The 24,798-nt window shown below is 42.4% G+C and carries 25 protein-coding genes and 1 pseudogene; 15 read left to right on the top strand and 11 right to left on the bottom strand.

Annotated elements, in window-relative coordinates; translation table 11 throughout:
• Position 1 precedes the first annotated feature (1 nt).
• The 10 genes from EP181_RS11440 to EP181_RS11405 all read right to left on the bottom strand — a co-directional run bounded on the left by EP181_RS11440 (position 2) and on the right by EP181_RS11405 (position 7,661).
• Positions 2-1,741, bottom strand: a complete 1,740-nt coding sequence (locus EP181_RS11440) for a protein kinase family protein (RefSeq protein ID WP_172959778.1) — start codon at positions 1,739-1,741, stop codon at positions 2-4.
• Positions 1,742-1,847: 106 nt separating this feature from the next.
• Entirely contained in the window at positions 1,848-1,991 is a 144-nt protein-coding gene (locus EP181_RS11935) for a hypothetical protein (RefSeq protein ID WP_172959777.1), read from the bottom strand.
• A 3-nt stretch (positions 1,992-1,994) separates the two neighbouring features.
• Positions 1,995-2,324, bottom strand: a complete 330-nt coding sequence (locus tag EP181_RS11435; RefSeq protein ID WP_127471957.1) for a hypothetical protein — start codon at positions 2,322-2,324, stop codon at positions 1,995-1,997.
• 80 nt (positions 2,325-2,404) lie between these two features.
• Positions 2,405-2,725: a hypothetical protein gene (locus EP181_RS11430; protein ID WP_127471956.1), complete on the bottom strand. Its 321-nt coding sequence runs from the start codon at positions 2,723-2,725 to the stop codon at positions 2,405-2,407.
• Positions 2,726-2,734: 9 nt separating this feature from the next.
• Positions 2,735-3,838: a DUF3150 domain-containing protein gene (locus EP181_RS11425; RefSeq protein WP_172959776.1), complete on the bottom strand. Its 1,104-nt coding sequence runs from the start codon at positions 3,836-3,838 to the stop codon at positions 2,735-2,737.
• A gap of 112 nt (positions 3,839-3,950) precedes the next feature.
• Entirely contained in the window at positions 3,951-4,904 is a 954-nt protein-coding gene (locus EP181_RS11420; protein ID WP_172959775.1) for an AAA family ATPase, read from the bottom strand.
• A gap of 145 nt (positions 4,905-5,049) precedes the next feature.
• Positions 5,050-5,616, bottom strand: a complete 567-nt coding sequence (locus EP181_RS11415) for a 3'-5' exonuclease (protein ID WP_127471953.1) — start codon at positions 5,614-5,616, stop codon at positions 5,050-5,052.
• A 292-nt stretch (positions 5,617-5,908) separates the two neighbouring features.
• Positions 5,909-6,985, bottom strand: a complete 1,077-nt coding sequence (locus EP181_RS11410) for a DUF7146 domain-containing protein (protein WP_127471952.1) — start codon at positions 6,983-6,985, stop codon at positions 5,909-5,911.
• Positions 6,985-7,137: a hypothetical protein gene (locus EP181_RS11930; protein ID WP_172959774.1), complete on the bottom strand. Its 153-nt coding sequence runs from the start codon at positions 7,135-7,137 to the stop codon at positions 6,985-6,987. The genes EP181_RS11410 and EP181_RS11930 overlap by 1 nt, the downstream gene beginning before the upstream one ends.
• Positions 7,138-7,280: 143 nt before the next feature.
• Positions 7,281-7,661 (bottom strand): single-stranded DNA-binding protein, encoded by a 381-nt coding sequence (locus tag EP181_RS11405; RefSeq protein ID WP_127471951.1) that lies wholly within the window; start codon positions 7,659-7,661, stop codon positions 7,281-7,283.
• A gap of 690 nt (positions 7,662-8,351) precedes the next feature.
• Here EP181_RS11405 and EP181_RS11400 point away from each other — a divergent pair.
• The 11 genes from EP181_RS11400 (at position 8,352) to EP181_RS11350 (ending at position 20,918) form a co-directional block, all read left to right on the top strand.
• Positions 8,352-9,101: a hypothetical protein gene (locus tag EP181_RS11400; protein WP_127471950.1), complete on the top strand. Its 750-nt coding sequence runs from the start codon at positions 8,352-8,354 to the stop codon at positions 9,099-9,101.
• Between the two features lie 30 nt (positions 9,102-9,131).
• Positions 9,132-9,806, top strand: a complete 675-nt coding sequence (locus EP181_RS11395; protein WP_127471949.1) for a hypothetical protein — start codon at positions 9,132-9,134, stop codon at positions 9,804-9,806.
• A 29-nt stretch (positions 9,807-9,835) separates the two neighbouring features.
• Positions 9,836-10,579 (top strand): hypothetical protein, encoded by a 744-nt coding sequence (locus EP181_RS11390; RefSeq protein WP_127471948.1) that lies wholly within the window; start codon positions 9,836-9,838, stop codon positions 10,577-10,579.
• A 72-nt stretch (positions 10,580-10,651) separates the two neighbouring features.
• The gene (locus tag EP181_RS11385; protein WP_127471947.1) at positions 10,652-11,092 is read left to right on the top strand and encodes a hypothetical protein; all 441 of its coding nucleotides are present in this window, start codon (positions 10,652-10,654) and stop codon (positions 11,090-11,092) included.
• A 1-nt stretch (position 11,093) separates the two neighbouring features.
• The gene (locus EP181_RS11380; protein WP_127471946.1) at positions 11,094-12,533 is read left to right on the top strand and encodes a GspE/PulE family protein; all 1,440 of its coding nucleotides are present in this window, start codon (positions 11,094-11,096) and stop codon (positions 12,531-12,533) included.
• On the top strand, positions 12,526-13,740 hold the full coding sequence (locus EP181_RS11375) for a hypothetical protein (RefSeq protein WP_127471945.1): 1,215 nt from the start codon (positions 12,526-12,528) through the stop codon (positions 13,738-13,740). The genes EP181_RS11380 and EP181_RS11375 overlap by 8 nt, the downstream gene beginning before the upstream one ends.
• The gene (locus tag EP181_RS11370; protein ID WP_127471944.1) at positions 13,741-15,348 is read left to right on the top strand and encodes a hypothetical protein; all 1,608 of its coding nucleotides are present in this window, start codon (positions 13,741-13,743) and stop codon (positions 15,346-15,348) included.
• Positions 15,349-15,368: 20 nt separating this feature from the next.
• A complete protein-coding gene (locus EP181_RS11365) occupies positions 15,369-16,835 on the top strand; it encodes a BspA family leucine-rich repeat surface protein (protein ID WP_127471943.1) in 1,467 nt (488 codons plus the stop codon).
• An 82-nt stretch (positions 16,836-16,917) separates the two neighbouring features.
• Complete coding sequence (locus EP181_RS11360) at positions 16,918-18,903, top strand: BspA family leucine-rich repeat surface protein (RefSeq protein WP_232023596.1); 1,986 nt, start codon at positions 16,918-16,920, stop codon at positions 18,901-18,903.
• A gap of 129 nt (positions 18,904-19,032) precedes the next feature.
• A complete protein-coding gene (locus EP181_RS11355; RefSeq protein ID WP_127471942.1) occupies positions 19,033-20,250 on the top strand; it encodes a type II secretion system F family protein in 1,218 nt (405 codons plus the stop codon).
• Positions 20,251-20,399: 149 nt separating this feature from the next.
• Positions 20,400-20,918 carry a hypothetical protein gene (locus tag EP181_RS11350; protein ID WP_127471941.1) on the top strand — a complete coding sequence of 173 codons (519 nt, stop codon included), beginning with the start codon at positions 20,400-20,402 and terminating at the stop codon, positions 20,916-20,918.
• On the opposite strand, the gene EP181_RS11345 is transcribed toward EP181_RS11350, so the two are convergent.
• Entirely contained in the window at positions 20,899-21,138 is a 240-nt protein-coding gene (locus EP181_RS11345) for a hypothetical protein (protein ID WP_127471940.1), read from the bottom strand. The two genes, EP181_RS11350 and EP181_RS11345, sit on opposite strands and share 20 nt — an antisense overlap.
• Positions 21,139-21,320: 182 nt before the next feature.
• Here EP181_RS11345 and EP181_RS11340 point away from each other — a divergent pair, with 182 nt between their 5' ends.
• The 4 genes and pseudogenes from EP181_RS11340 to EP181_RS11330 form a co-directional block, all read left to right on the top strand.
• Entirely contained in the window at positions 21,321-22,913 is a 1,593-nt protein-coding gene (locus EP181_RS11340; RefSeq protein WP_172959773.1) for a ParB/RepB/Spo0J family partition protein, read from the top strand.
• Positions 22,906-23,076: a hypothetical protein gene (locus EP181_RS11925; RefSeq protein ID WP_172959772.1), complete on the top strand. Its 171-nt coding sequence runs from the start codon at positions 22,906-22,908 to the stop codon at positions 23,074-23,076. The genes EP181_RS11340 and EP181_RS11925 overlap by 8 nt, the downstream gene beginning before the upstream one ends.
• Positions 23,077-23,116: 40 nt before the next feature.
• Complete coding sequence (locus EP181_RS11335; RefSeq protein ID WP_127471938.1) at positions 23,117-23,767, top strand: nuclease-related domain-containing protein; 651 nt, start codon at positions 23,117-23,119, stop codon at positions 23,765-23,767.
• 87 nt (positions 23,768-23,854) lie between these two features.
• Positions 23,855-24,790: pseudogene (locus EP181_RS11330) on the top strand (adenine-specific methyltransferase EcoRI family protein); the annotation flags it as partial.
• Between the last annotated feature and the right edge of the window lie 8 nt (positions 24,791-24,798).

Here is a 24,798-nt window from a genome sequence, read left to right as displayed (position 1 = left end):
CCTACTTGCTAAGAATCGCAAGAAGCGATTCCGCAATATTTTCAGGCGAAACTTTGCCGCCATTTTCAAATATTGAGTCAATATTGACGCCAATACCCAACCCGTAGTATTCAACATCGGGCGCGTAGTCCATGATGCTTCTTACTTTACGCTTCTGGTGAACGCCTACGTCACCGTCCGTTAAGGTGATTAGAATTTTTTTACTCTCTTTACGAGATTTTAAAGCTCTAACACCCTCAAAAACGCCACGTTCAAGCCGCGTAGAATTAAGCGTATTTAACCCGCCTAAAACTGCACGAGATTTGCTCATCGGTTCATTCCACTTTTTTAATGACACAACACAGTCATCAAACCCTAGAATGTTTATCGCAATGCCAATGGCATTACACGCTTCAGTGAGCGCGATTAACGCAGTTGTTTGATAATTTAGCAGAGTTATCCCCTGCGAAACATTTGACATCGACCCGGATAAGTCAGCAAGGATGCAGACAGCCGGTTTGTGATTCGTTGCTTTGCCCTTTTTGACAAGGTAATTATCCTCACCAGAGAAAGAGCACCGTATCGCGTCACTTACCGAAAATCTCCCGTCATTCTCATTCACAATGGAACGAGTTTTGGTTGTATTTTGCCAACGCTTGATTAGCCGGTTTTTTAAAATTTGAATGTCTTTCGACACCGAATTTTTTAAAACGTTGTAATTAGCAATGTCGTCAAAAGTTACCGAACGGTAGTTGTGAGAACTGCCTTCACCATTCATTTGACGCAGCTCATTGGCTACATCATCAGAATGTCCAAGTAATTCCTTTAACGAAGATGACTTAGCGTTAGCATTATCCGTAATGGCTTGAGCCGCTTCTCTTAACGAGATTGGCGACTGCTCACGAACATCGGAATTAAGAAGTTCATCCGCTCCAGAGGAGGTAGAAGAATCCGAGCTTGAGCCTGAGCTGTTACTGGCATCTCCATCGTTAGATGAGGATGCAGCGCCTTGTGAACCGGATTGCGAGTCAGACCCTTTTGCATCGGATGAATCAGATGCATTTGAATCTTGTTGAGAATTGGAATCGTCGCCTTGACCATCAGAACTATCGTCCTGTGAATCTTGTTGAGAATCCGAATCACCTGGCGCATTACCCGGTTCATTATCTTCTGGTTCGTTATCTTCCTCTTGCTGAGATTGCAATAAAGCAACCACCTCTTTTGAAAGACTAACGACGTCAGCCGTTGATGAAAGCTTTGAAACCCGTGCGTCGCACAAGGTCTCAATATCTTTCATCAAATCTTGCGACACGCCAAAATCCAAGCAAGCCTGGTACGCTTCGTCACGCGATTGCGCGAAAAAACTGCGGTGGTTCACTTTTATCATGTGGTCAAGTATCAGCCACATGGTTAAAGCATTTGCCGCCGTGTCAGGCTTGCGCTGGGTGCCAGCGTTCATAGAGGCTTTGTAACCTTCGTTTAGGAAGGTCTGCGCCCCTAAGAACTCTCGTTCCAACTCGTGCTCGATACGCACGTCTTCAAAGACGTTCGTTAGAGCGGGCATGAGCGGATGACCGGTTCGGTCGCAAGAAAAATCCGTGAACTTGATGTGCCCGACCTCGTGAATGAGGTCGGAAACTACTGAGTTGTAGTCTTCCACGCTTGGGTTAAGCGGTATATCCGAGACCCAAACTGTGCGCCCATCGGTGCGGGGTTGGCCAAAAGCCAGCTTTAAGCCAGCTCTTGATGCGATACCAGCCATAGTAGCCGGTAATGATTGTTTTAAATTTTCATGGTTTTCTCCTAAAAAAGGAGTCACCATCCCAATAGGGATAATGGCTCCCTATTGGGTTTTAAAAGAATAGATACTAGCCTAATATTTTTGGCTTGTTCTCTTCCTGTTTTTTATGTTCTTCGTACTTATCAATCACAAATCCGAGTAGCAGGAACGAACCTACAATAGCAAGGCATATCAGGGTAATAAATAAAAGAACTTGATTTTCAAAGCTCATGCTTTACTCCTTTAACCACTTGTTAGCAATGGCGTTAAGAAAAATGCCAAATATTAACAATGGCACTGCCCATTTCCACTGAATTATAACATCATCCAGTTTTACACCCCAAGAGGCGGCTAAACCAGGATTTGATTTTGCAATATTAAGTGAAATAATCGCAACACCAAGCCAAATCATAGTAGATGAAAGATTAAGCATTAAAGTTGTAAAGCCCTTCTTACCAACATCCAGAAACATAAATTTCAGAATGCTAAAAATAAAAGGCCAAAGTAAAACAAGGATTGGGTGAATAACAATCCACAAAACCCAAGTCAATATAATATTTTGCATGTCGTATACCATAGATAAAGGCACGCACCTTGCGGTGTCATGCCGCAAGGCTTAGAACGAAAACAATCCACCACCTTCTATTAACAGAGGCGTTTGTTGACTTTCTTTTTTTCCACCTCTTGTTCAGAGATTGGAATACTGTCAAGGTCTTCTAATACCAATCCGTTGTATAAGTTAATAAACGCGGTTTGAATAAAAAAGTAGCCTTTTGCTCGCTTTTCCTTAACCAACTCAAAGCGTTCTCTCGTTGCTTTAAGACTGTTTACGGTAAGCTTTTTATTCTCCCAGCGGTCAATTGCACCGCTGAAAGTGCAATCAACTGCTGAAGCACAGGGGAGTGCCCAGATTTTACCGCCAGAGTTAGAAGGTGCCTTGTATACGTCACATTTAACGTAACTCATACAAACCTCCTAAAAAGCAAACGCGCCGACCGAAGAAACGGCAGGTGCAGGTGGCTTTTTGAACTCAGGAATAACATCCACAATCTCTTCAATTACAGAGGGCGCTTCAATTTCTTCAATAAGTTCAGGTTCAGGCTCAGGCTTAACCTCTAAATCTTGTTGAGATTCAGAAAAACCAATGTTTAATTGGTCTTCATCCTCTTGTAGCAGCATGGCCACTCTTTCAGCTTCTTCTAAGAAGATAGGCTTTAGGGTTGCTTTGCTCTTAACAAGATTTCTTGCATTCTCCCACACCACTTTGACAAGTGATGACGCTAGAAGCGTTTCCGCTTGAGAATACTCTTTGGGGCGTTTAACACCGCCGCAATGGTTATTAACCAACTCTTCAATATCAGAAGCTAGGCTTGACAGTGCTGGGATGTAAAAAGACAAAGAACGAAGTCTTGCGACTTGCTCTAAAATCTTTGAAACCCTTGTTGTTGTTGAGGTTAGGTCGTTGCGAATTTTCTCCGCATCACGACTTAACTCGTAACATGTTCTTTCAACGAGGTCTTCATTGATTTTTTTAAGCTCGTAACGCCACTCTTCAGCGTCTAGCTCTATCGACGAGTCGATAAATCTAAACTCAAACTTGCGGGCGTAATACTCAACCGAAGGCTGGTTTTCAGCCACCGCTCTTACAAGCGGCTCAGGCTCTAAACCTTTTAGAGCGGCGCTGTTACGCACCTTCTCTAGCTGTTCGCTTTTGGCGCGAGCATAGTCGGCCAAAAACACTTTTTTAGCTTCTTCATATTCGCTCTTCTTCTCGTTGAGAAAAAGAATGATTTCTTCGCGCTCTTGAGGGTTGAACAAACGACCGAGTAGGTCGTGGTTCATTCCCTTTTGAGCCAAGAATTCTTGGACGCTCTTACGAACGGCCAAAAATGGGTAGAAAGCTTCTTTTGGCAAGACTGCTGTTTGCAGCATTGCTTTCACCGAATCAAAATCAACCCCAGTGAAGCCCAACGAACGCATTGCATCCGTATCGAATGCTTTGCGCTCGTTCGAGCCGGCGTATATTGCCAGTCTTACTTCAAAGAATTTATTACTGTTATTACTGTTATTTGTGGTCATGGTAGTTTTCCTTGCCAGTATTGGCTTTGGAGCAAGCACACAACCACCCATACGGGTAGCGTTTAAGTGTACCCGCAGAGTTATAATTTTTGTGTTCTTAACGAGACTCAGATTATTCTGAAATCTCTAAGTTAAAAACGGTTTTAAACAGGTCTGAAGCCGTTTGGCGTTCAACGCTATCAAGTAAATTCCAGTAGGAATACTTGAACGCAAGAGATGCATCCTTGAACGCTAAACTTGACTTCACAAAGCAGTGAATCTGTCTTACCGAGAACGGCAAAGACAAACCTCCTTCTCTCATAGCGGAACGTAGAGCGTTTGCTAACTGTACCGTTAGCTCCGAAAAACGTTTGCCGCTTAGAGGTGGTATCGCCTCATCAAGACTTGGGTAAGCCATATCTATAAGACGAATCTCATCGGCTTCTTTTAAATACTTAACATGAGCACCCGCAAAGCGCGAACGCGTTGCAGCATTTTGCGATTGTGAACCCTCGAAAAGGCCACTCTCATCAACACCCATGTTGGTATTGGATGTAGCTATAAAAGCCACTCCATTAGCGCATTTAACAACCTCTCCCGTTTCAGGGAGAACAAGCTCCTTTTTTTGAAGAAGGTGGTTAAGCATAGCGACCACACCTGGGTGTGCCATATTTATTTCATCTAGACCAATAATGGCATTCTCAACGCGAATTGCGCTCAATAGAGCGCCATCACGCCAAGGCGTTTCGCCCTGGCTCAAGGTGAAACTTCCAACGAGCTGACGCACGCTGGTTTCTTCACCAAAGGAAATGATGAAGGCCTGACGGTTTAAGCGAGCAGCAACCTGCTCAATCAAATCCGTCTTACCTGCACCCGCATCCCCCCAAAGGAGGAGGTTTTGGGTTTCCTTTAAGCTGAAAATAACTTGCTTTAGCAAGTCTTTATCAAATATAAAATTTTGATTGGGCACAACGTTTGTACCATTCCCAAAAGCGATAAGACCAGAAAGAGGGACGTCAATCCCGGATAAGCCGAAGGCTTCGCCGAAAGATGTTTTTTCATTTGATACATTGGTTAGAGTTTTCATAATCGTATTCTCCATACGTTAGCAAGGACACGACTATCCCCATGAGGGCTTTTAGTCATGCCCTCAAAGGGTTTAAAAAATAATACTCAATCGTCATTAAGTGAAGTTTTGAATAGCGGCTGATTTCGTCAAATCAGTTGATTTATTAGCGACCTAGCAAAGCTTGCCAAATCGCACTTACATATTTTGCCTGATGCTTTGCATCGGCCAGTGCGCTGTGAGGCACACCATCAAACGGCATATCACGCTTGGGGTCAAAACCGATTTCTCGACCTAAATCCACAAGCGTTCTTACGTCACGAATGTTCCAGTATTTGAAAGGAGCTTCGACGCTCACTTCATAACGTTGGTTGCATTTATCAAATGCAGCCTCGATGAGCACCGGGTCAAAAGATGCCCCGTTACCCCAAGCCTTCACCTTGTCCCTCTCGCAATGAGAGATTACAAACTGAAGGAAGTCATCCATTGCCAGTTCTGGACTCAAAGAGCCTTGAAGCTGCTGTTGGGCGTTCTTAGATTGCTTGTCCCACCAAGCGACGGTTGCCGCGTCGGTAGTTAATCCGAGCTTCTTTGAAGCTTCGACCGAAATCAAAACTTCAAACTCAGCTCCCGTTTCGCCGGTTGCTGGGTTAAAAAACACAGCTCCAATCGAAGCGATTACAGACCCAGGCTTAGTGCCCAGGGTTTCAATATCAATCATTAAGTTATTCATGGCATTACCTTTATTTGGCGGGCACACGAAAACCCTAAAGGGTGTCATGCACCCAATGGGTTGATTAAAAAACTAGAGTAAGTCTATCGTCATAAACTCATAAAATTTAACTGCTAAAAACGTCTTTTTAGCATCTTGAAAAATCAAGACTCGAAACAATATCGAGGTAAGTTCTCCGTCAATGCTGGAGAGAGGCATAAAAATTATTAACTCTCAGAGAGAAGAGCAAATAGCCTTTAAGCCTGGTAATGGTTGGGTGTGCTCCACTCTTTCGAGTGGAGTACGGGTGACATTAAATACCTTCAAGCGAGAATAAATCTATTCTCCCTGCCTGGTATAAGTCATTCCAATCTTCCTTCTTGTTAGGAGGTGTTTTTAGAATGATTTTAATGTCTGGGCGCATTAACTCCAGTCTCTTCTGCAAGCGAACCGCTGCGTCTAAACCTGGATTATGGCCTCTCTCATCAAGAGGGTCGTTATCGCACCAGATTACAAGTGTTCTTACCTCTCTAGGAGGTTCAAACCCTTGCAATAAAGCCCAATTCAACGTCGCCCAACTTGGCTGGTTGAAAATGTCCGCTATGGTTGCGGCATTCTCAAACCCCTCACTTACATGCAACATACCATCGTGCGAGACGATAGCCGATACACCACCTATTCTTACCGCCCCGCCTCTCATCTTAGAAGTGGGTTTCATCATAAGTTTTGCATCTTCCATTTCTTTTTTGCCAGCGGTTTTGCTGGATAAAAAAGTTTTATGGATATTGCACGCAGAACCGTCAGGACACTGAAACTTCAGTATCATAGCTGGAGCGGCATCCTGGTTCCCGTTAGGAGTTCTGTACCACGCATTAGGATGAAACCTAACATTGTTTAAACCTAGCATCCAATCTCCTTGAATACCACGGTGACGCAAATACTGCACCACGCGGTCATCTTTCTGGACAGTGCTTGACTGTCCCCAGAACTGGTTAAGCTTACCTCTTCTTATCTGAATCTCCCCAAGAGGAATTTCAAACGAGCTGGTTTGCATAACCGGTTTGGGTTGGACGTAAAGCGGTTTTTCGTCCGTCATACCAAGATGATTGGCGACCAACGTTAAAACATCTTTAAAAGGCAGGCCGGTTGCGAATTTAAGAACAGCGAAGCCATCCCCAAGCGCACCTTCCTTGTTTGAATATCCAGCTCCCGAAACAGGCGCGTCTTTAAAAAGACGGAACCCGTCCTTGCCTCCATTTACGGGGCAAGGAACATGATGTCCGACTTTCTGCGTCGCTTCTTCTAGGGTTGGGCATATAGAGCTTAAAATGCCTAGCCAGCCATGATTGGCTGCGGCAGTCTTGACACTTGCTGAATCAAAAAAGGCCATTATAGACCTCCTTTATTCGATTCAAGAACATGCGATAAGCGAGAGTTATCGCCATAATTTTTAAATGCGTCGCCAGCAATTCCACTCTCAATGAGAGCGATTAACAAAACGGCGCTTAAAAGGGCGATTTTTGGAACTGTTAAATTAAACATGGTTTTACTCCTTTAAATACTCTTAATCGGAACTTCTCTAAGATTCCGACAATATTCGGGAACTTAGAGAAGTTCCGAAGAAGAGTAAAAAAAGGGGTGTTCACCCCAAAGGGTGATTTACACCCCTGGGGTTAGGTAAAAAATTACGCTAGTGTACGTAATTCAAAATTTCCAAATGGAACATCGTCAGTGTCGTAACTGAACTGCGTCCCAGGATTACCCATAGGAGCTTGTTGCATCGGTTGTTGATATTGAGGCGCTTGCATCGGTTGAACAGGTTTAGTGCCACCGCCCAAAAGAGTGATGTCTTCAACCGTCAAAACTTGTTTTAGTTGCAATTGACCAGACTGATTTTGATAAGAATCAACACCAGGCTCACCAGTAACTACAACTATGGTTCCTTTTGTTAGGTATTGTGCTAACGCATCAGCACGTTTCCCCCAAAGAGAACATTCAATCCAGACAGTAATAGGCTTACCGTCAGCTCCTTTCTTTTTGACTTTGCAGCAATAGAGAAAGAGCAAACAGAAGTTGCTCCGCTTGAACCATTAACAGCTCTTAACGTAGCGTCTTTACCTAAAGCTCCAGCAACATTTAAAATAAACATAATGTGTATCCTTTTTAAAAAAATAATGAGAAATTCGTCAAAATCCCAAAAAAATAGTTCAAATAAATCGTCATTTATTCGTCTAAAAATAGATTCTCAAAAAGAGAAAAGAAAAGCTTGTTGCAATAACAAGCTTGAAACCCTAACGCAATTGCTAGGACTTTTGCTGTCAAAGGACAGTAAAAAGCCGCTGCGTACTTAATGAAATACGCACAAGGTTTTCGCTGAAATTTAGGTAGCAGTTATGGTTCTATGCTTTGTGCATAGACAGAGGAAAGATAGAGCGGGAAATAGTGTGAAGCTAGGCACATGAGAATGAGCCTATTAACTGGCATTAATAGATGTTTTGAAATTTTCGACAAAGCGTTGCCCTCTTTATCTAGTCCATCTATCACGTCAAGATTCGCGCAACAACAAATCTTTTTAACGTCACTCATGGATTGGAGTTGCTGTTAATTCTAATGAACGGCACCGTCATGTCAATATTTTTTAAAAAAAACAACAAAATCAGGATAAGTGTACGAAAAACATAGCAAAGCCGCATTTTTTAAAATTTTCTATTATTCATAATGTCTTCTGAACCAATCAACCTCCCAAGGAGAAATTCGTGAGTGATGAAGACAAAAAAACCACAACAGCCGCAAAACCGGTTGTAAAGGCACCGGCCACAGAGAAAGTTGCCAAAGAACCTGCTGCCGTAAAAACAGACGTTGAGAAAACTCCCACCAAGAGTGATGCGGCTAAAACCAATGAAACCGAACAAGCCGATGACTCCAGAGCCAGGCTTTCAAACAGTGAGTTCTTTAGTCGAGACATACTGGGTGCCTCTCAACGAGATAGATTAATCCGCCCTATCAAATTACGCAGTCGAACGGCTAAAGCTCTTTACACGCTTATTTATGACCGCCTGGATACCTACCTGCACCGCACGAAAGAAATTGCGACTCTCACGATTGCTCGTGACACCAACGAAGAGATGCAGAAAATCATCAACAACCGATTGATTGAACTCGAAACCTATGTGAATAAGCGCCACGCTAAGGTTAAAGGCCTGTACGACGCGGCTACCGCGATTGAGGCATTTGCTTCAGACAGTGCGAGCACGCTTGAAGTGGACGCTGGATTCTCAACGGGATATGGCAACAGATTGCTCTCGACGATTATTAAGATTGATGAAGCCTGCTATATGGCCGGATACCTGGAAATGACCGGGCAGTTTGATATTCGTCAAGAGGCAAACCTTACTTCAGAACTTTATCGTAAAAACATACAAATCAGTCGAGGACTAATGGTGTTCATTGGCCGTTCGATTATCGGTATTAGACGCAAAATGCGCTCTCAGCGAGAAGTGGCTTAACTTTTAACAATCTTAACTTGAGTACAAAACGTGTCCTTACCTTCTATCGTAATTGCAGCCATTATCTTTTCCATTATGTCTATGGCGGCATTTACACAAGCCGGTTTTATTCTGGATTTAAAAGAGAAAAACGAGCAAACGGCCACGATGCAGTACGTTAAGAAAGCCATATTGTCATCCTACACTCAGACTGGTGCTGTGTTCGGAAATTCTTCTGGGGATTTAAGCGGCTTGAGTATCTACTCCGAAATGGACGTTGGAAAGTTGGTTGATTTAACAGGTGTCCCATTCGCGGTGCTTAATAACGGCGGTTCTGCTTTTAGTTTTGAAGGCTCTGGCAGCATTTATTCAGCGGTCGTGGTTGCACAGTTTAAAGACGGGCTTAACAGTGAAATCTCTTCAAACGAATTCTTGTCGAGAGGAAGTGAGAACTACTTGCTTATTACAACAATTGAGTTAGCGGCCACACCAAGGGGCAAGACTTTATCAAAAATAACGGCTTGCAGCACAGCGTCTCAAAATTATCAATCAATTGAGGGCGCTTACGCAGTCAATTCAATTCAATTAGTGGCAGGAAATTATCTTGAAGGGAGTGAGATATTAGACGGATTTGGGAATAACTTTGTGATTGGCGGTACTGGGGAGTGCTATTCAAAAGGTTTGAATGGCATAGATAACAACAAATCATCGGATGATATATTTTAATTTTTAAACGTTCTTAAAAGGATATAGCAATGCAAAAAAACACTTTAAACGAAAAAGCGGTATTAGACATGTTGAACAACAAAGGAAATGTAAACGTGAGTGAAAACATTAATTTAAAAAATGAAAGATTAGCAAAATTACGACTAAAGCAAGGAGGTTTCAGCCTTCCCTCAGTAATTATCGGGTCGATAATTGCGGCTGTACTTGGAGGAGTCGCCCTTACATCCATGTGGGGTTCCGTGGATAAAGCGGCGGTCGCGGCAGAAGTTGCGTCCATTGCAGAAGTTAAAAATGCGGTAGCTGGATTAAGAGAAGACTTAACCGGATTCCCATCAATTCTTGATACCGCTTCAGACACATCTGTACTCTCTCGTGTCGGTCAAATGCCAAAGGAATTTAAATACCAATTAGTTTTAATGGATGCTGACGGCACAGCGGGTGGAAGCGACCAGTACATCGCTCTTAAGGCGACGGCAAACGGCGCTCAAGGTCGTGACCGCTTGAACGCGATTGCAACCGAGTTGGATTTACGCTATGACACGACTGCCGCGACCGCAGCAGGTAAGTTCATCTACTCTAACACTTGTAGTGCACCAGCAACCAGAGCGACCGCTGAAACGGACTGTTTCTACATTACGCCTGTTATGGCGAAGTCTATCTTGCCAGCAGACATGGCCGGCGACCTTCATTACACAGCACCTACAACGCTAGGTGTGGGTACGTTTGCGATTGATTTATCCGCAGGCGGTGATTCAGTGTCTCCACTTAACTAATTAATAGAGCTAACTTTAAACCCCTTTTTTAAAGAAGGGGTTTTTGGATTTGCTTTTAAATAAAGGATAAACGTGAAAAACATAGATAAGCAAAAAGGATTCAGCCTTCCATCGGTCATTATCGGGTCGATAATTGCGGCTGTGCTATCTGGATACGCCATTAGCAGCATGTGGGGTTCCGTGGATAATTCAAAAGTAACGTCGATTATGTCCATCATTAAAGAACAGGTCACTGTTTTTGAGAGCCAACCTAATTATGACTACGATGCTCTCAATGCGAATGGCGACCATGATTTTTTGCCGGAACTTGTTGACGCCGGAATTCTCACCATGATTCCAGACGTTTTTAACGATATGGATGCGCTTACATGGGAGATTCATAAAGTGACTGTAGACGGATACAAAAACATATTTTACGCTTTTATTTCTAGTACAAACCCTGACGACCAAGCCCTTATTGATGTGTCTATTGAAAGACTGAATATGAACAACGCACGCGTAAGGACTGAATAACATGTTCAATGATAAGCATTCATTATTTATCGAAAAAATCCTGATTGAAAAAGAGATTATCACTGAAAACCAGCTTGAAATGGCGAAGCATGAATCGCTCTTAAGAGCCGGATTAAGCGTGCCGGATGCCATAGCCATACTTGGCTTTGCGAGTGAAATAAAAATATTAAGAGCCGTTTCCGCTGAGATGGGCATTCCCAGTGAAAACGTTATTTCAAAAATCCCGCTCATTAACGATAAAGCAATCACGTTTAATTACAACTTGGCGGAATCGGTTTCTAAGTCCCGTGGGCAATGCTTATTCGATTTAGATGAAACTAAAAACAAAGTGCTTATCGCCATTACCGACCCGTCCGACCCAGTTGCTCACCTTAAAACAAAAGGCTTTTATAAAAAACATGGTTTTGAGGTTGAGTATTTCGTAGTAACGAAGCTTTCTCTGTCTCTTTTGCAAAGAAAAATGTACGTCGATAACGAAAATTATCGTGAAAAAATTTATGAAATGCTAAAGGGAGACCATGATAAAGGCGAAGGTATTAACGACTTTATTAGCCTCATGTTTGAATACGCTGCACTGGAAAGGTCTTCGGATATTTTTATTAACTATTCAACAACGGATGAATCTCTCTCCTATGTTTTTTTCAGGATAGACCGGAAAAAGAAATTCCAATTTGCACTGCCAAAGGATAACGCCAAGCGTCTTGTACAAGCGATTAAGCAAAGAGCCGGAATGGAAGCTGGAAAGATACGTGGGCATCAAGACGGCTCATTGGAAGTCAAAATACTGCAAGACAAGTATATTTTAAGTATCCGCGTTAGTTCGATTACAACCGTTTCTGGCGAGCAAATCACGTTGAGAATCCAGATGGAAGACCGTTTTGATTTAGAGACGCTTGGGTTTGAAAAACATCACGCAGACAGAGTGAAGAAAATCATCAAAGGGCTTAAAGGCATTATTGTTCTTTCTGGCGTGACCGGCTCCGGTAAGACCACCACGCTCTATTCAATGCTTTCAGAACTTGACGCAGACGCGTACAACATCATCACGATGGAAGACCCCGTTGAGATACGTATCAAAAACATTAACCAGGTACAGATAAACGAAGATGCTGGTCAAAGCTTCTCTCAAACGATTCGTTCCATTTTAAGACAGGCACCCGATGCAATATTGCTGGGTGAAATACGAGATGCAGAGACGGCATCAAGAGCGGTAGAAATGGCTTTAACTGGGCACCTGGTATTAACCACTATTCACGCCAATGGAATTGGTGCTGTAAGAGATAGATTAGAGGATTTAAAGGTGGGCAACATTGAGGCGTTTATTAAAGCCACTGGGGTGATGGTGCATCAAGAACTTGTGCCCAGTGATGACAGAGAAGGTCTGAAGCTAAGGTATGAAATTGGGTTTAATGGATTAACGGAAATTGAAACAAATGACTAAAAAAGCCTCAAAAAACAAGAATAACTACGTCATAACTTATCCTGAAAATATTGGCTTGAGGGGTCTTATATCAGTTCCGAGCAGCCTTAAGGGAAAGAAACGCGAGAAATTTGTGCAATCTCGAATTGGGGTGGGCTTTTACACCTATTCAGAATCTAAAGATGGACTTGACTTAATCGTTTTTGATGAAGGATACGTGGCCATAACCAATGAGCTCCCATTTCACGAATATTGCAGAACTCATTATGCATTTAACGCTTTTTCGGATTATAAAATTTATATTAATTTTGAACATTCTGCCTTGGTTGCAATCAGCGATGGATTAATTAAGTCCTATGCAAAATGTGGAAGTGAAAACGAAGTTTCTGACTTTGCTAAAAACATAGAAAAAGCCGCTTTTTCAGAAGGTTTAAAGGCAACCTTTTTATTTGATAAGTACATTGAAATTTTCGAGGGGAAGCGGTTCTTTTTAGACGACAAAAGCGTTTTTAATGCAGTTAAACCTGAACAAGTGTTGAGAAAAACAAACTTCATGGAAATGAATAAAGAAGCGTTTTTATCCAGTTTATCACACAACCTTTCGTTTAAATCTATCGCAACCCCCCTGATTATGGTTTCGGCCATTTGTATTGCGACGGTAACAATTAATCAAACAATGGAAGCGTCTATTAAAAAATCTGAATTAGCGATTTCCGAACAGCTAAATGTTTTAAAAACTGAATTTGAAGGCAATAACAAGATTTTTAGCGAATCAAAAACCACGGCTGAAGAAAGCATCAAAAAACTGAATTCTTTAATAGCGAGCTTAGAGAGTGAGCTAAATCAAATCAAAACAAATACGCAAGCAATACAAGCAAAAATGGAATTGTCGGTAGTCAGGCATGAAGGTGGACTGGACTCAGGAGCGAAAAGCAAAGAGCTAAATTTACCTTCTCTGAATGACATGATTAAAGCCGATGATGTTGATGCGTTTTTGAATCAAAACTTGATGCAAGAACTTGGTTACTTCATGTGTAAACCCCTAATGGTTTCAGATGAAGAGGTTCTGTGCCTGTACCGAAACACCAAGATGAATATCACTAAAAAGCCACAGAAAATAACTGGTTTTTACGCAAGCTACTTACCAAAAGAAAAAGCTTTTTTAACCGTTTTAAATGGCCAAAGTAAAAAAACACCGCTTAGTATTGCCGAGAGAGGATTTGAATAAATGTTGAACTTAAATTTCAAAAGATTGGGTTACTTGGCCTGCTTACCTATTTTTATCGCATCCACACAAGGTTGCTCGCATTTGGCCGAGCACGAGAAAGTAAGTCAAGATGTGGTTCAACCCGTTGCCATGATTAATGAGATTGGCGATGCCTATAATAAATTTGATAAAACCAAGAATGAGCAATATGAGGTATATGAAATCAATATTGACGGGGACGACCTTTCCGGGTTCCCCAGCACTGAAAACTTAACCATTGATGCGAATGCAGAGACTAGCGCAAAAGATTACCTGTCGTTTATCACAAAGAAATCCCCTGAAATCAGCATTGTTTACAATCTTGAAAACCCCAACGCACTGGAAAAAACCTTTTCTCTCAGCGCGAACAACCTACCTTTAAAGAAGTTTTTAGAACTGCTTGAAAAGGTAGCTGACCTGGATTTTTACTTTAAAGACAATGTTCTTTATGTGAGTGATTTTGTCATTCTTGAAAGCGTCATCTCTAAATTAGAAAGTGGGGAAAAAGGTCATTACAAAAAAATAAAAGAATACCTAGAAAGCATACTCGTTAAGAACAGTATTCAAGCTAACACGCTTCCGCCCGCCCCTTCTTCTGCCACGGACTTAGGCATGGGCTTAGGTATGGACAATAAAACCATCACTAAAGTTGACCAAACTTACACCCCTAAAAAGCCAACCATTATTGTGGACGAGTCAACCGGCACAATGCACATTAAAGCGTCTCCAAACTCCCTGCGCCAAAGCCGTAAGCTGATTGAGAGTTACTTAAATTCCAGTGTTGGCTATGCAACAGTTGAACTGGGCATTTACAGAATAAGCAATGAAAAAGCTAGGGAGATGGGTATCTCTGTCTCGAAGGTAATTGACAACCTTTACTCACTCTCATCAGGAACTCAAGCCACTGGCATAGTCAATAACACAGTGAGCTTTGAACGCAGCGTGACCGAAAATAATGGGGATGTGTTGAAATCAGGCCTTCAAATGTATGAGAAAAATGGGCTGATTAGCTCAGAGTCAACGACGCTTCTAAACATTTATAACGACGTCCCTACCCTTATGTCCGATATACAAACGACTGGGTACTGGATACCAGGAAATCTTAGTGAGAATAACACGACCTTGAATGGCGTGTCGGTCGTCACATACACAGAAGACAAGCCTGAATTTGTTGAAGAGGATGTCGGTAAAACTCTCATTTTTACTCCTAGAATCAGCTTGGACGAGCAGACCATCAATATGTCCATTGACTATACGGATTCAAAGATTTACGCCACAGAAGTTTTTACTTGGAAGCGCAACTTAAGTCTTGGCGACGTTATTGAGATTAAAAAGCCGCTTAAGTCTGAAAACAAATTGAGTTCGACCATTACGCTTAATAAAGAAAATTATTCTATTTTTGCGGGGTTTAAGTCAAAAGACGGCTCTATTGAACGCCAGTTCATACCTGGTCTTGGTGAGATTCCGGTTTTGAATGACATAGGCGCTAACTCAGTCTCAGCCTATAAATCGGACACAATTTTCATTATGAAAGCAAGTTTCCCGGAAAAAGCTGTACATAAAAAAATCAATAAAAAGTTCATGTTTTAACTCACTAAAAAGGAATAGAAATGCGATTATCCAAAAGATTTAAGTTAGCCATTCTTTTGACCTTAGCCCCTGTTACAGCGGTCATGGCATCTCAAAGCGTCTTACTTAATAAACATCACTCCATTAGCGAAGCGCAGTGGAAAAGCTTGTCCGATACAAATCAAAATTTGATTGAGACGGGTTCATACGTTGACCCAACGAGCGCGGCTAAAGACGAAGCTAATACCGCTCCAACGGTTACTGTTACAGCGATTTCGACCTTTAACAAGGCAGATGCCGCAGTTGGTTTTGTTGTTGCCGGAATTACTGCAAGTGATGCAGAAGATGGAACGCCCACTTTTGGCTTTACCGCAGGAACGAATTCAAACGGACAATACACCATCAACGGGAATAATGTCATTTTAACGCAATCAGGTTTTGATGCCGTTAATGCAAATACTGTTTTAGACAGTATCAATTTGACGGCTACAGACAGTGGCAATAAAACAGCTACCTCTACTGCAACCGTTACTTATGACGATAACGCTTTCTACTTGGCCACAAACGGTATCACTGTTAAATGCACAAACGCAGACGTGGGTGAAACGGGTGTAGTTGATGGAAAGACATACACCAAGATTTCAGGCACAAGCGTATTGAGCAGTCACGGCGGCACAGTTGACCCTGCGCTGGCGTGTACATCGGGTGTAACGAGCATGGCCTTTTGGTTTGATGGAAAATCTACGTTTAATTCGGATATTTCAAGCTGGGATACCAGTAGCGTGACGTCACTTCAGGGAACATTCAGAGTGGCGAGCATTTTTAACGCAGATATTTCAAGATGGGACACATCCAAAGTACAAACTCTGCAACAAACTTTCAGGGCTGCAAAAGCCTTCAATCAGGATATTGGCTGGTGGAATACCGGGGCGGTTACGAATATGAGTGGGACATTCAATGTCGCCAGCGCTTTCAACAAGCCTATCGGTTCATGGAATACGAGCAAGGTGACTTCAATGGCTCAGATGTTCGCTTCAGCGCCATCTTTTAACCAACCTATCGGCAATTGGAGTACCGGCAATGTTATTGAAATGTCTAGGATGTTCTCCAGCACAGTTGGCAATATTTCTACCTTTAATCAGGATATTGGCGGATGGAATACGTCTAAAGTTGAAAATATGAGCTATATGTTTGAATTTAGCCCTGTATTCAACAAGGATATTGGCGGATGGAATACGAGCAGTGTTAAAACGATGGGTTCAATGTTTTCAGGCGCAACCGCATTCAATCAGGATATTGGCGGATGGAATACAGTTAATGTCCAGAATAATCTAGGTTTCTTTACTGGGGTAAGCATGAATAATATGTTCAACAACGCGACTAATTTCAACCAAAATTTATCCGGCTGGTGCGTAACGAATATTACATCACTGCCCTCGTACTTTAAAACGGGCTCTCAATTAACCGTGCCTAACACGCCTGTTTGGGGAACGTGCCCAGCACCTTAACAACCAACTGATATAGCCCTCTAACAAGCCCCTTAACTGGGGCTTTTCCAGTATAAAAATCATCATCAATAAGGACGTATCCATGAAACTAAAGAACGCGTTATTAATCATCTTACTGGCCATAACCCCTGTTACAGCGGTCATGGCTTCAACAAGCATTTTGCTTTATAAGCACCATTCTATTACAGAAGGGGGTTGGAAAGCATTAGCCGATGAAAATCGCTCAATGCTTGACCCTAATGGTGACGGTGATTACGCGGACTCAACATGGGTACAAGATAAGGCGGCGGATGTATTGAATAACCCACCCACTGCGCCAGTGTTTTCAACCGACCCAGTCGATATAGGGACTGTTGACATAAGCGCGAATATAACGCTCTCTATGACCATGGTCTCAACCGATGCAGACGGTGACGGCATTTCGTATCGCTACGAGGTGTTAAATAACGCAGGTACGGTGGTTAAGACCATTCCTGGCACAACGGGTGTTATCACGTCTGCGGATTTAGACGGTTTAACTAAAGACGTTGATTACACGGTAAAACTCATTGCCAGCGACGGCAAAAAAGAAACGGCTTCAACCGTTAAGACTTTTCAAGTGACTGTGTCTAAGTTTTATTTAGCTACGAACGGAGTCACGATTAAGTGCGAGACCGCCGCAGTGGGTGAAACGGGTGTAGTTGATGGAAAGACATACACCAAGATTTCGGGTACAAGCGTATTAACCAGTCACGGCGGCACAGTTGACCCTGCGCTGGCGTGTACATCGGGTGTAACGAGCATGGCCTTTTGGTTTAATGGAAAATCTACGTTTAATTCGGATATTTCACACTGGGACACGAGCTTGGTGACTTCAATGAATTCGATGTTCAGCGGCGCAACAGCGTTCAACCAGCCTATCGGCTCATGGAATACGAGCTTGGTGACTTCAATGTACTACATGTTCTTGAGTGCAACAGCCTTCAACCAGCCTATCGGCTTATGGGACACGAGCGCGGTGACTACAATGAGTTCGATGTTCAGCGGCACAACAGCGTTCAACCAGCCTATCGGCTCATGGAATACGAGCTTGGTGACTTCAATGCACTTCATGTTCTTTAACGCAACAGCCTTCAACCAGCCTATCGGCTCATGGAATACGAGCAAGGTGACTTCAATGAGTGGCATGTTCAGCGGCGCAATAGCCTTCAACCAGCCTATCGACTCATGGAATACGAGCTTGGTGACTTCAATGAGTTCGATGTTCAGCGGCACAACAGCGTTCAACCAGCCTATCGGCTCATGGAATACGAGCTTGGTGACTTCAATGCACTTCATGTTCTTTAACGCAACAGCCTTCAACCAGCCTATCGGCTCATGGAATACGAGCAAGGTGACTTCAATGAGTGGCATGTTCAGCGGCGCAATAGCCTTCAACCAGCCTATCGACTCATGGAATACGAGCTTGGTGACTTCAATGAGTTCGATGTTCAGCGGCGCAAAAGCCTTCAACCAGCCTATCGGCTCATGGAATACGAGCTTGGTGACTTTAATGAGTTCGATGTTCAGCAACGCAAAAGCCTTCAACCAGCCTATCAGCTCATGGAATACGAGCTTGGTGACTTCAATGCACTTCATGTTCTTTAACGCAACAGCCTTCAACCAGCCTATCGGCTCATGGAATACGAGCAAGGTGACTTCAATGAGTGGCATGTTCAGCGGCGCAATAGCCTTCAACCAGCCTATCGACTCATGGAATACGAGCTTGGTGACTTCAATGAGTTCGATGTTCAGCGGCGCAAAAGCCTTCAACCAGCCTATCGGCTCATGGAATACGAGCTTGGTGACTTCAATGAATTCGATGTTCATTAACGCAATAGCCTTCAACCAGCCTATCGGCTCATGGAATACGAGCTTGGTGACAACAATGAATTTCATGTTCAGCGGCACAACAGCGTTCAACCAAAACATCTCCACCTTGTGTCCAGCTATAACAGTTGCTCCCACTAGTTTCGCAGCATGGGCTAACATTGGCTTTACGACAGAAAAACATCCGAAAGGAGGAGTTTGGGCAAACACCTGCCCTTAATAATCGACTGATATAAGTCTTTAACAAGCCCCTTAACTGGGGCTTTTCCAGTATAAAAACCAAAATTCTATTGTTAAACCCCAGCGTTGACGCTATTTTTAACACAGCGCACATTATTAACGAGACATTATGATTTATAAATACGAAGGATTTGACGCATCTAACCGCTACATTGAGGGGAGGATGGAGAGTTCAAGCGAGGAAGATTTATCTGCCTCTTTAAAGAAGATTGGCATCTCGCTTGTTGAGGCGAAAAAGATTTACTTTTCCAGTGCCGGATTAAAAACAAGACTGTCTCCTAATGAGACGATTGACCTGTTTAAAGAAATACTGTCTTTATTAAAATCCGGTCTAAAGCCGCTTGAAGCGATGGAGTACATATCTTCCTACTCGATGGACAGCAAGAAAATCCGCAAGATTGGGTATGACGCTTACACCGCAATGAAAAACGGCTCGACTATGGCGCTTGCCTTAAAAGAAGCGGGCTTGCCAAAGAAGTATTTCGACGTTATTTCAGTCGGGGAACTGACCGGTAATATTATGACCGCGTTCACTATTGAGATAGAGCAAATCGAGTTACAACTCAAGATTCGCAAAGGGTTTAATACGATTTACATAGCCCCTGCCGTGTCCGGTGTTTTTATGATAATTGCAACCATTGCGACCATTATTTTCTTAGCGCCCATGCAAAGAAAAATCATTGATGCCCTGGTGTCTGACCCAAGTGAGATTCCGCCTTTTTCAACCGCCGCGTTCTGGATTGCCGACTATGGCATTCAAAGCATTATCGGGTTTTTCGTTTTTCTGTTTGGGTTTTTCTTTATCCGAAAATTACTTAGGTCAATATCCGAACCGATAGACGTTTTTTTCGATTTAGTGTCGTTATCAACCCCTGTTTTTGGAGTGTTTTATCGAAATGCAGAATATGCAAAAATTTCAAGTATTTTAGTGCTGGCAATGGGCTCAGGTAATAAACAATCCACCGTCATGGAAATCATTAAAGAACAAGTATCCTCACCTTTTTTCAAGAAGAAGCTAAAAGAAGTGTATCTCATGGTTAAAAAAGAGGGTTACTTAGTGTCGGATGCGCTGGCCAGGGTCGAGATGAATCAACTGCTTGTCATCACTCTGAAAAGGGGCGAGATGATGGACAGAAAGGAGGCCGCCTCCATTGTTTCTGACCTATCAAAAGAGTTCGAGAAGAAAAGCTTGTACAACATGGAGATACTCAAAGGCGCGTCTGAGATGATTAACATGATACTGCTCTCCGTGCTATCAATACCCGTACTGCTTATCTCGGTTGCCCCCGCGATTGACCAGGTGACGTTGATGATGAACAGGTTTTGATGAAGGGAAAAAAGCCCCACGGACATAAGACATAATAACGAATTAGGCTAATTAGCCTAATTGGGCGAATTTCAGGATTTCTTTTTCCCCTATATATTGCTTAGTGTTACAATTATCCTAAATAAATAGTTATTAAAAATGGATAATCCATGTTTACACAAAAAGATACCATTCACCCTACCGTTCAATACATTCGTGACGCACATAATCTGACATGGAAAGGGTTGGGAAAGGTTCTTGACGATAAAATGGCTGAGTTTGGTTACAGCATTAGCTTGTCGCCTGCGAACGTCCGAAACTTTGCGACGTCTCGAAGCAATGCATGGTGGTTTTGGCCAAGAATTAGTGAAATGGTGATAAAGGATTGGGATGAGAAGCGCGATAAAGCAGAGTCGCCAGACGAACTCAAAAATATCGACCTTAACTTTAGCGAATTATTTTCCGAAGACTTAAAAGTCATTTACGGATTATGGCACATAGCCCTCACGGTTTCGGAAGAAAAACGAGAAGAATGTAAAATTTTTGCCGGCTGTATGGCACTGTCTAATTCAATAATAAATTCCCATGAAATATTTTTTGGGTGCAAGTTCCCTGGTATACCAGGATTCAGGCAACTAAATCTAAAAAACGCTGATTCTGATACATCACTTACTGCAAATTATTTCTAGCCAACACACCAACTGCAAGCTTAATCCAAGAAGGCGCTCTCCCAGAACGAACTGAAGCTTGCCCTTTCTTTATACACTCTTTTAACCCCGCCGAATCCCCTGTAATCTTATTCATCAACACACTTAAAACAAGCTCTTCTGGCACCTTATGCTTATAAGCTAAATCTTTTACAAGCTGCTCTAAAGCCACAACACCCTCTAAAAATTCTTGATTCTTCAAACCCTCCTCCTCTAAAAGCTGGGTGCTGGAACACACAAAATAACCACTTCATTTTAAGAAATTAAAACCAAGAAATAAGTTTTTTCATTATTATTTTTTATCCTGATTTTTTACAAACTTCTTTTGTACTTTTGTATTTTTGTGTTATTATACATTTAACCTAAAAGGAGATGGTATTTATCATGGTGATTTTAATTGGCGGCATCAAGGGCGGTACTGGCAAGAGTACAATCTGCACCAATCTGGCTGCATGGTTTGTAAATAAAGACGTAGACGTGCTGCTGGTCGATGGAAACGCAACGCAAGGAACAGCCCTTCAATGGTCTGCTAAACGTGACGAGTCAGGGACATGCAAAAGCGTTCATTGCGTAGAGAAGTCTGGCAACCTCAACAAGACCCTTAAAGACCTTGAAAGCCGCTATGGAGTGGTGTTGGTGGACACGGGCGGCCAAGATTCCAAAGAGTTTCGTAGTGCTTTGCTCGTGGCTGATATTTTGATTACCCCTGTTCGCCCCTCTCCTTACGACATTAACACCTTAGACAAGGTAATAGAGCTGGTTGAAGACGCTAAAATGTACAACGAGAAGCTGGTGGCCAAAACCATTATTACCTTTGGTTCAACCCATCCTGGCGTAACCCTTATTTCAGAAGCTAAAGAAATTCTTGCTGAGATTGCTGAGTTTGATTTACTGGAAACGGTCATACATTCAAGAACCTCTTATGTTTACGCGGCAGCAGCAGGCCTTGGGGTTATCGAAATGGACTCCTCCGCTAACAAAGCAAAGCAAGAAATCAACGCAATGGCAGAGGAGCTTTTTCAGATGTCTAAAGGCAAAGTGAGCTTAACCCCGTTTAAGAGGACAGAAAAGCAGGATAAGCCCGCGCTTACTGAGTCCGAAAAAGCGATTGCTTCAGAACGCTTCATTAACGGTGCGGAAACGGAAACACAAAAAGACGTTGCTGAGTTGGCCAGAAATACTATTCTGGATATTCCGCTCACTCAACTAGAGGCAAATAACTTCAATGCCCGTGCTTTTTATCCCAAAAAACACGTTGAACGACGTGCTTTATCACTCACCAGTGAAGGGCAGATTACACCGATTATCGTTATCAAAAATGGCGAACGGTACAAAATCATTGATGGACACTTTCGCTTTAAAGCGGCGACGGAGCTTCAATGGCCAACCCTTCGCTGTGAAGTTCTTAGCGAGAATTTAAGTGACTTGGACATGTACCGCTTCAGTTACGCCGCAAACGAAGAACGTAAAAGCCAAACATTATTGGACTCTGCGGTGGTCTGGCGCACGTTTTTAGAAAAAAACCACATGAGCCTCCAGGAACTCAGTGAGATTGTGAAACGCTCCCAAGGCGAGGTCAGCAAGATTTTAAAAATTGGTTCCATACCGATGCCCTTTCTTGAAGACTTATCCGAAAAGGAAACTCCTATTGGGATTCACGCAGGTTACGCAATCAGTCGAGCCTATGAGATAGCCGGGGAATCGGAAGCATTTTCTTCTTTGGTTGTAAAAATAGTGGCCAACGACTTAAACAAACAGGACATTGAAAGGCTTTGTGATGGGTTGCTGAACAAAAAGGCGTCCCCTAAAAAGAAACCGTTACCGAAGTTACAGTTTACCGACACCAACGGCAAATTACGTGGTTCTTTAGATTACAAAGGCAAAAACATTAGTATGAAATTTGAAGCACCCTCTGCTGAAGCGGCAAAGGTTATCGCCACGGCGATTGCAGAACTACTGGAGAAACAACATGACTGAACAAAAATCCAATGAAATGCAACGCTTGCCATTAATTCCTAAAGAACTTCATTCGGAATTTAAGATGGTATGCGTGGCCAAGAACATCTCTATGCAGCAAGCCTCTGAAAAGGCTATTGAAAATTGGGTAAGAGAAAATAAGAACAGCGTAACCAATGCCTGAACACAAAAGTTTAAACAATAATTCTCGATAGGAGGCTTGTATGGACAGTCAATTTAAAGAAGTTACCAGCATTAGAGGACTGGCTGCTGAATACCATGTAAACAATACGCTTAACCGTGAGCTGGGTGCTGTTCGTTATACGCCCTACTCTCAAGGAGATTCGTTTTTGTTTGACGGTATTTTAATTCCTACTCCAGTGCAAGACCGAAGACAGCCTTTTACCGAGATTGACCATCTCTATGTGTCCAAAAGAGGTGTTTTTGCCATTGAAACCAAATCCATCTCTGGCAAAGTTTACGGCGAAAAAGACTCTAAAAAATGGAACTCAGCTCAAGCCAGCTCGTTTAAAAAAGACGGGCTGTATGACCGAGGCTTCACCAATCCGTTTAGGCAAAATGCGTTTCATGTGAGTGCCATTAACAATCTCTTTAAAGAAGCCTGTTTTAAGGCCTGGATTAACAACTACGTCGTGTTAGTGGACGCTAATGAGTATGGGTGGGAACAAGGTCACTGGGGTGGCGACAAAGTGGACGGGTTGTTTTTGTCGGCAAAAGAGTTGGCTGCACATATCCTTACAATGCCCGATAAACTAACGCATCAGGAAGTTTTGAGAATTGCCAAATTACTTCACATTCATTACACAACCACGAAAGACAATATGGCTGAATTTAAACTGCATCATGCGGATTAGTTTTAGTGCCTGGATAAATTCCAGCATAATAATAAAAGGTGGTAACTAAATGAAAAAAATACAACGAACAACGGCCTAAACGCGGCAAAATCAGCTAAGAAGGATGAGTTTTACACCCAGCTTACCGATATTGAAAAGGAATTAAAGAACTATAAACCACACTTCAAAGGTAAAACTGTTTTTTGCAATTGCGACGACCCAAATGAGAGTAATTTTTGGCGTTATTTTGAAATGAACTTCGACCACTTGGAACTGAAAAAGTTAATATCAACGCATTATCACGATTCAAGGCCAACTTATAAGCAAGAATTATTTATTAATAGTAAGGGTGTTAAAGAGTTCCGTAGAACCGACCTTGAACAAAATGGCGATTTTCGCTCACCAGAATCTTTGGAGATACTCCAAGAATCTGATATTTGCGTAACCAACCCTCCATTCTCTCTGTTCCGTGAGTTTATCGCACGCCTTATTGAAATGGATAAAAAATTTTTAGTTATTGGTTCTATTAATGCCGTAACCACTAAAGAGATATTTCCGTTAATCAAGGATAAAAAACTCTGGATTGGTCAAAGCATTCGTAGTGGAGACCGTGAATTCCGAGTACCTGATGATTACCCATTAAAGGCTGCTGGCTATCGTGTGGATGATGAAGGGAATAAATACATTCGCGTTAAAGGCGTTCGTTGGTTTACAAACATGGACTACCCTGAGAGGCATGAAGATATTACGCTGTTCTGCAAGTACCATGATGACCCAAGTAAATACCCAGCCTATGATAATTACAATGCCATTAACGTGAGTATGGTTAAAGAAATTCCTGTTGATTATGATGGCGCAATAGGTGTACCAATTACTTTTCTTGATAAATTTAATCCTGAACAGTTTGAGATACTAAGCTCTAATGACTTCAGAAATACAGAAAAAATACCTTTTAAGTCACATGGCTTAATAAAAGACAAAGATGGGACAATAAATGGCAAAGCAACTTATGTCAGAATATTGATTAAAAAAATAAATGGATGAAAACATAA

It is taken from the genome of Thiomicrorhabdus aquaedulcis, assembly GCF_004001325.1.
Classification (GTDB): domain Bacteria; phylum Pseudomonadota; class Gammaproteobacteria; order Thiomicrospirales; family Thiomicrospiraceae; genus Thiomicrorhabdus; species Thiomicrorhabdus aquaedulcis.
This window is presented reverse-complemented; position numbering and strand designations above follow the sequence as displayed.

Coding starts and splice junctions, on each gene's coding strand:
- EP181_RS11365 (WP_127471943.1), top strand. CDS start 15,369: ATGCGATTATCCAAAAGATTTAAGTTAGCCATTCTTTTGACCTTAGCC.
- EP181_RS11925 (WP_172959772.1), top strand. CDS start 22,906: ATGACTGAACAAAAATCCAATGAAATGCAACGCTTGCCATTAATTCCT.
- EP181_RS11430 (WP_127471956.1), bottom strand. CDS start 2,725: ATGAGTTACGTTAAATGTGACGTATACAAGGCACCTTCTAACTCTGGC.
- EP181_RS11435 (WP_127471957.1), bottom strand. CDS start 2,324: ATGCAAAATATTATATTGACTTGGGTTTTGTGGATTGTTATTCACCCA.
- EP181_RS11355 (WP_127471942.1), top strand. CDS start 19,033: ATGATTTATAAATACGAAGGATTTGACGCATCTAACCGCTACATTGAG.
- EP181_RS11425 (WP_172959776.1), bottom strand. CDS start 3,838: ATGACCACAAATAACAGTAATAACAGTAATAAATTCTTTGAAGTAAGA.
- EP181_RS11335 (WP_127471938.1), top strand. CDS start 23,117: ATGGACAGTCAATTTAAAGAAGTTACCAGCATTAGAGGACTGGCTGCT.
- EP181_RS11415 (WP_127471953.1), bottom strand. CDS start 5,616: ATGAATAACTTAATGATTGATATTGAAACCCTGGGCACTAAGCCTGGG.
- EP181_RS11390 (WP_127471948.1), top strand. CDS start 9,836: ATGCAAAAAAACACTTTAAACGAAAAAGCGGTATTAGACATGTTGAAC.
- EP181_RS11340 (WP_172959773.1), top strand. CDS start 21,321: ATGGTGATTTTAATTGGCGGCATCAAGGGCGGTACTGGCAAGAGTACA.
- EP181_RS11930 (WP_172959774.1), bottom strand. CDS start 7,137: ATGTTTAATTTAACAGTTCCAAAAATCGCCCTTTTAAGCGCCGTTTTG.
- EP181_RS11375 (WP_127471945.1), top strand. CDS start 12,526: ATGACTAAAAAAGCCTCAAAAAACAAGAATAACTACGTCATAACTTAT.
- EP181_RS11360 (WP_232023596.1), top strand. CDS start 16,918: ATGAAACTAAAGAACGCGTTATTAATCATCTTACTGGCCATAACCCCT.
- EP181_RS11380 (WP_127471946.1), top strand. CDS start 11,094: ATGTTCAATGATAAGCATTCATTATTTATCGAAAAAATCCTGATTGAA.
- EP181_RS11350 (WP_127471941.1), top strand. CDS start 20,400: ATGTTTACACAAAAAGATACCATTCACCCTACCGTTCAATACATTCGT.
- EP181_RS11935 (WP_172959777.1), bottom strand. CDS start 1,991: ATGAGCTTTGAAAATCAAGTTCTTTTATTTATTACCCTGATATGCCTT.
- EP181_RS11370 (WP_127471944.1), top strand. CDS start 13,741: ATGTTGAACTTAAATTTCAAAAGATTGGGTTACTTGGCCTGCTTACCT.
- EP181_RS11410 (WP_127471952.1), bottom strand. CDS start 6,985: ATGGCCTTTTTTGATTCAGCAAGTGTCAAGACTGCCGCAGCCAATCAT.
- EP181_RS11420 (WP_172959775.1), bottom strand. CDS start 4,904: ATGAAAACTCTAACCAATGTATCAAATGAAAAAACATCTTTCGGCGAA.
- EP181_RS11440 (WP_172959778.1), bottom strand. CDS start 1,741: ATGGCTGGTATCGCATCAAGAGCTGGCTTAAAGCTGGCTTTTGGCCAA.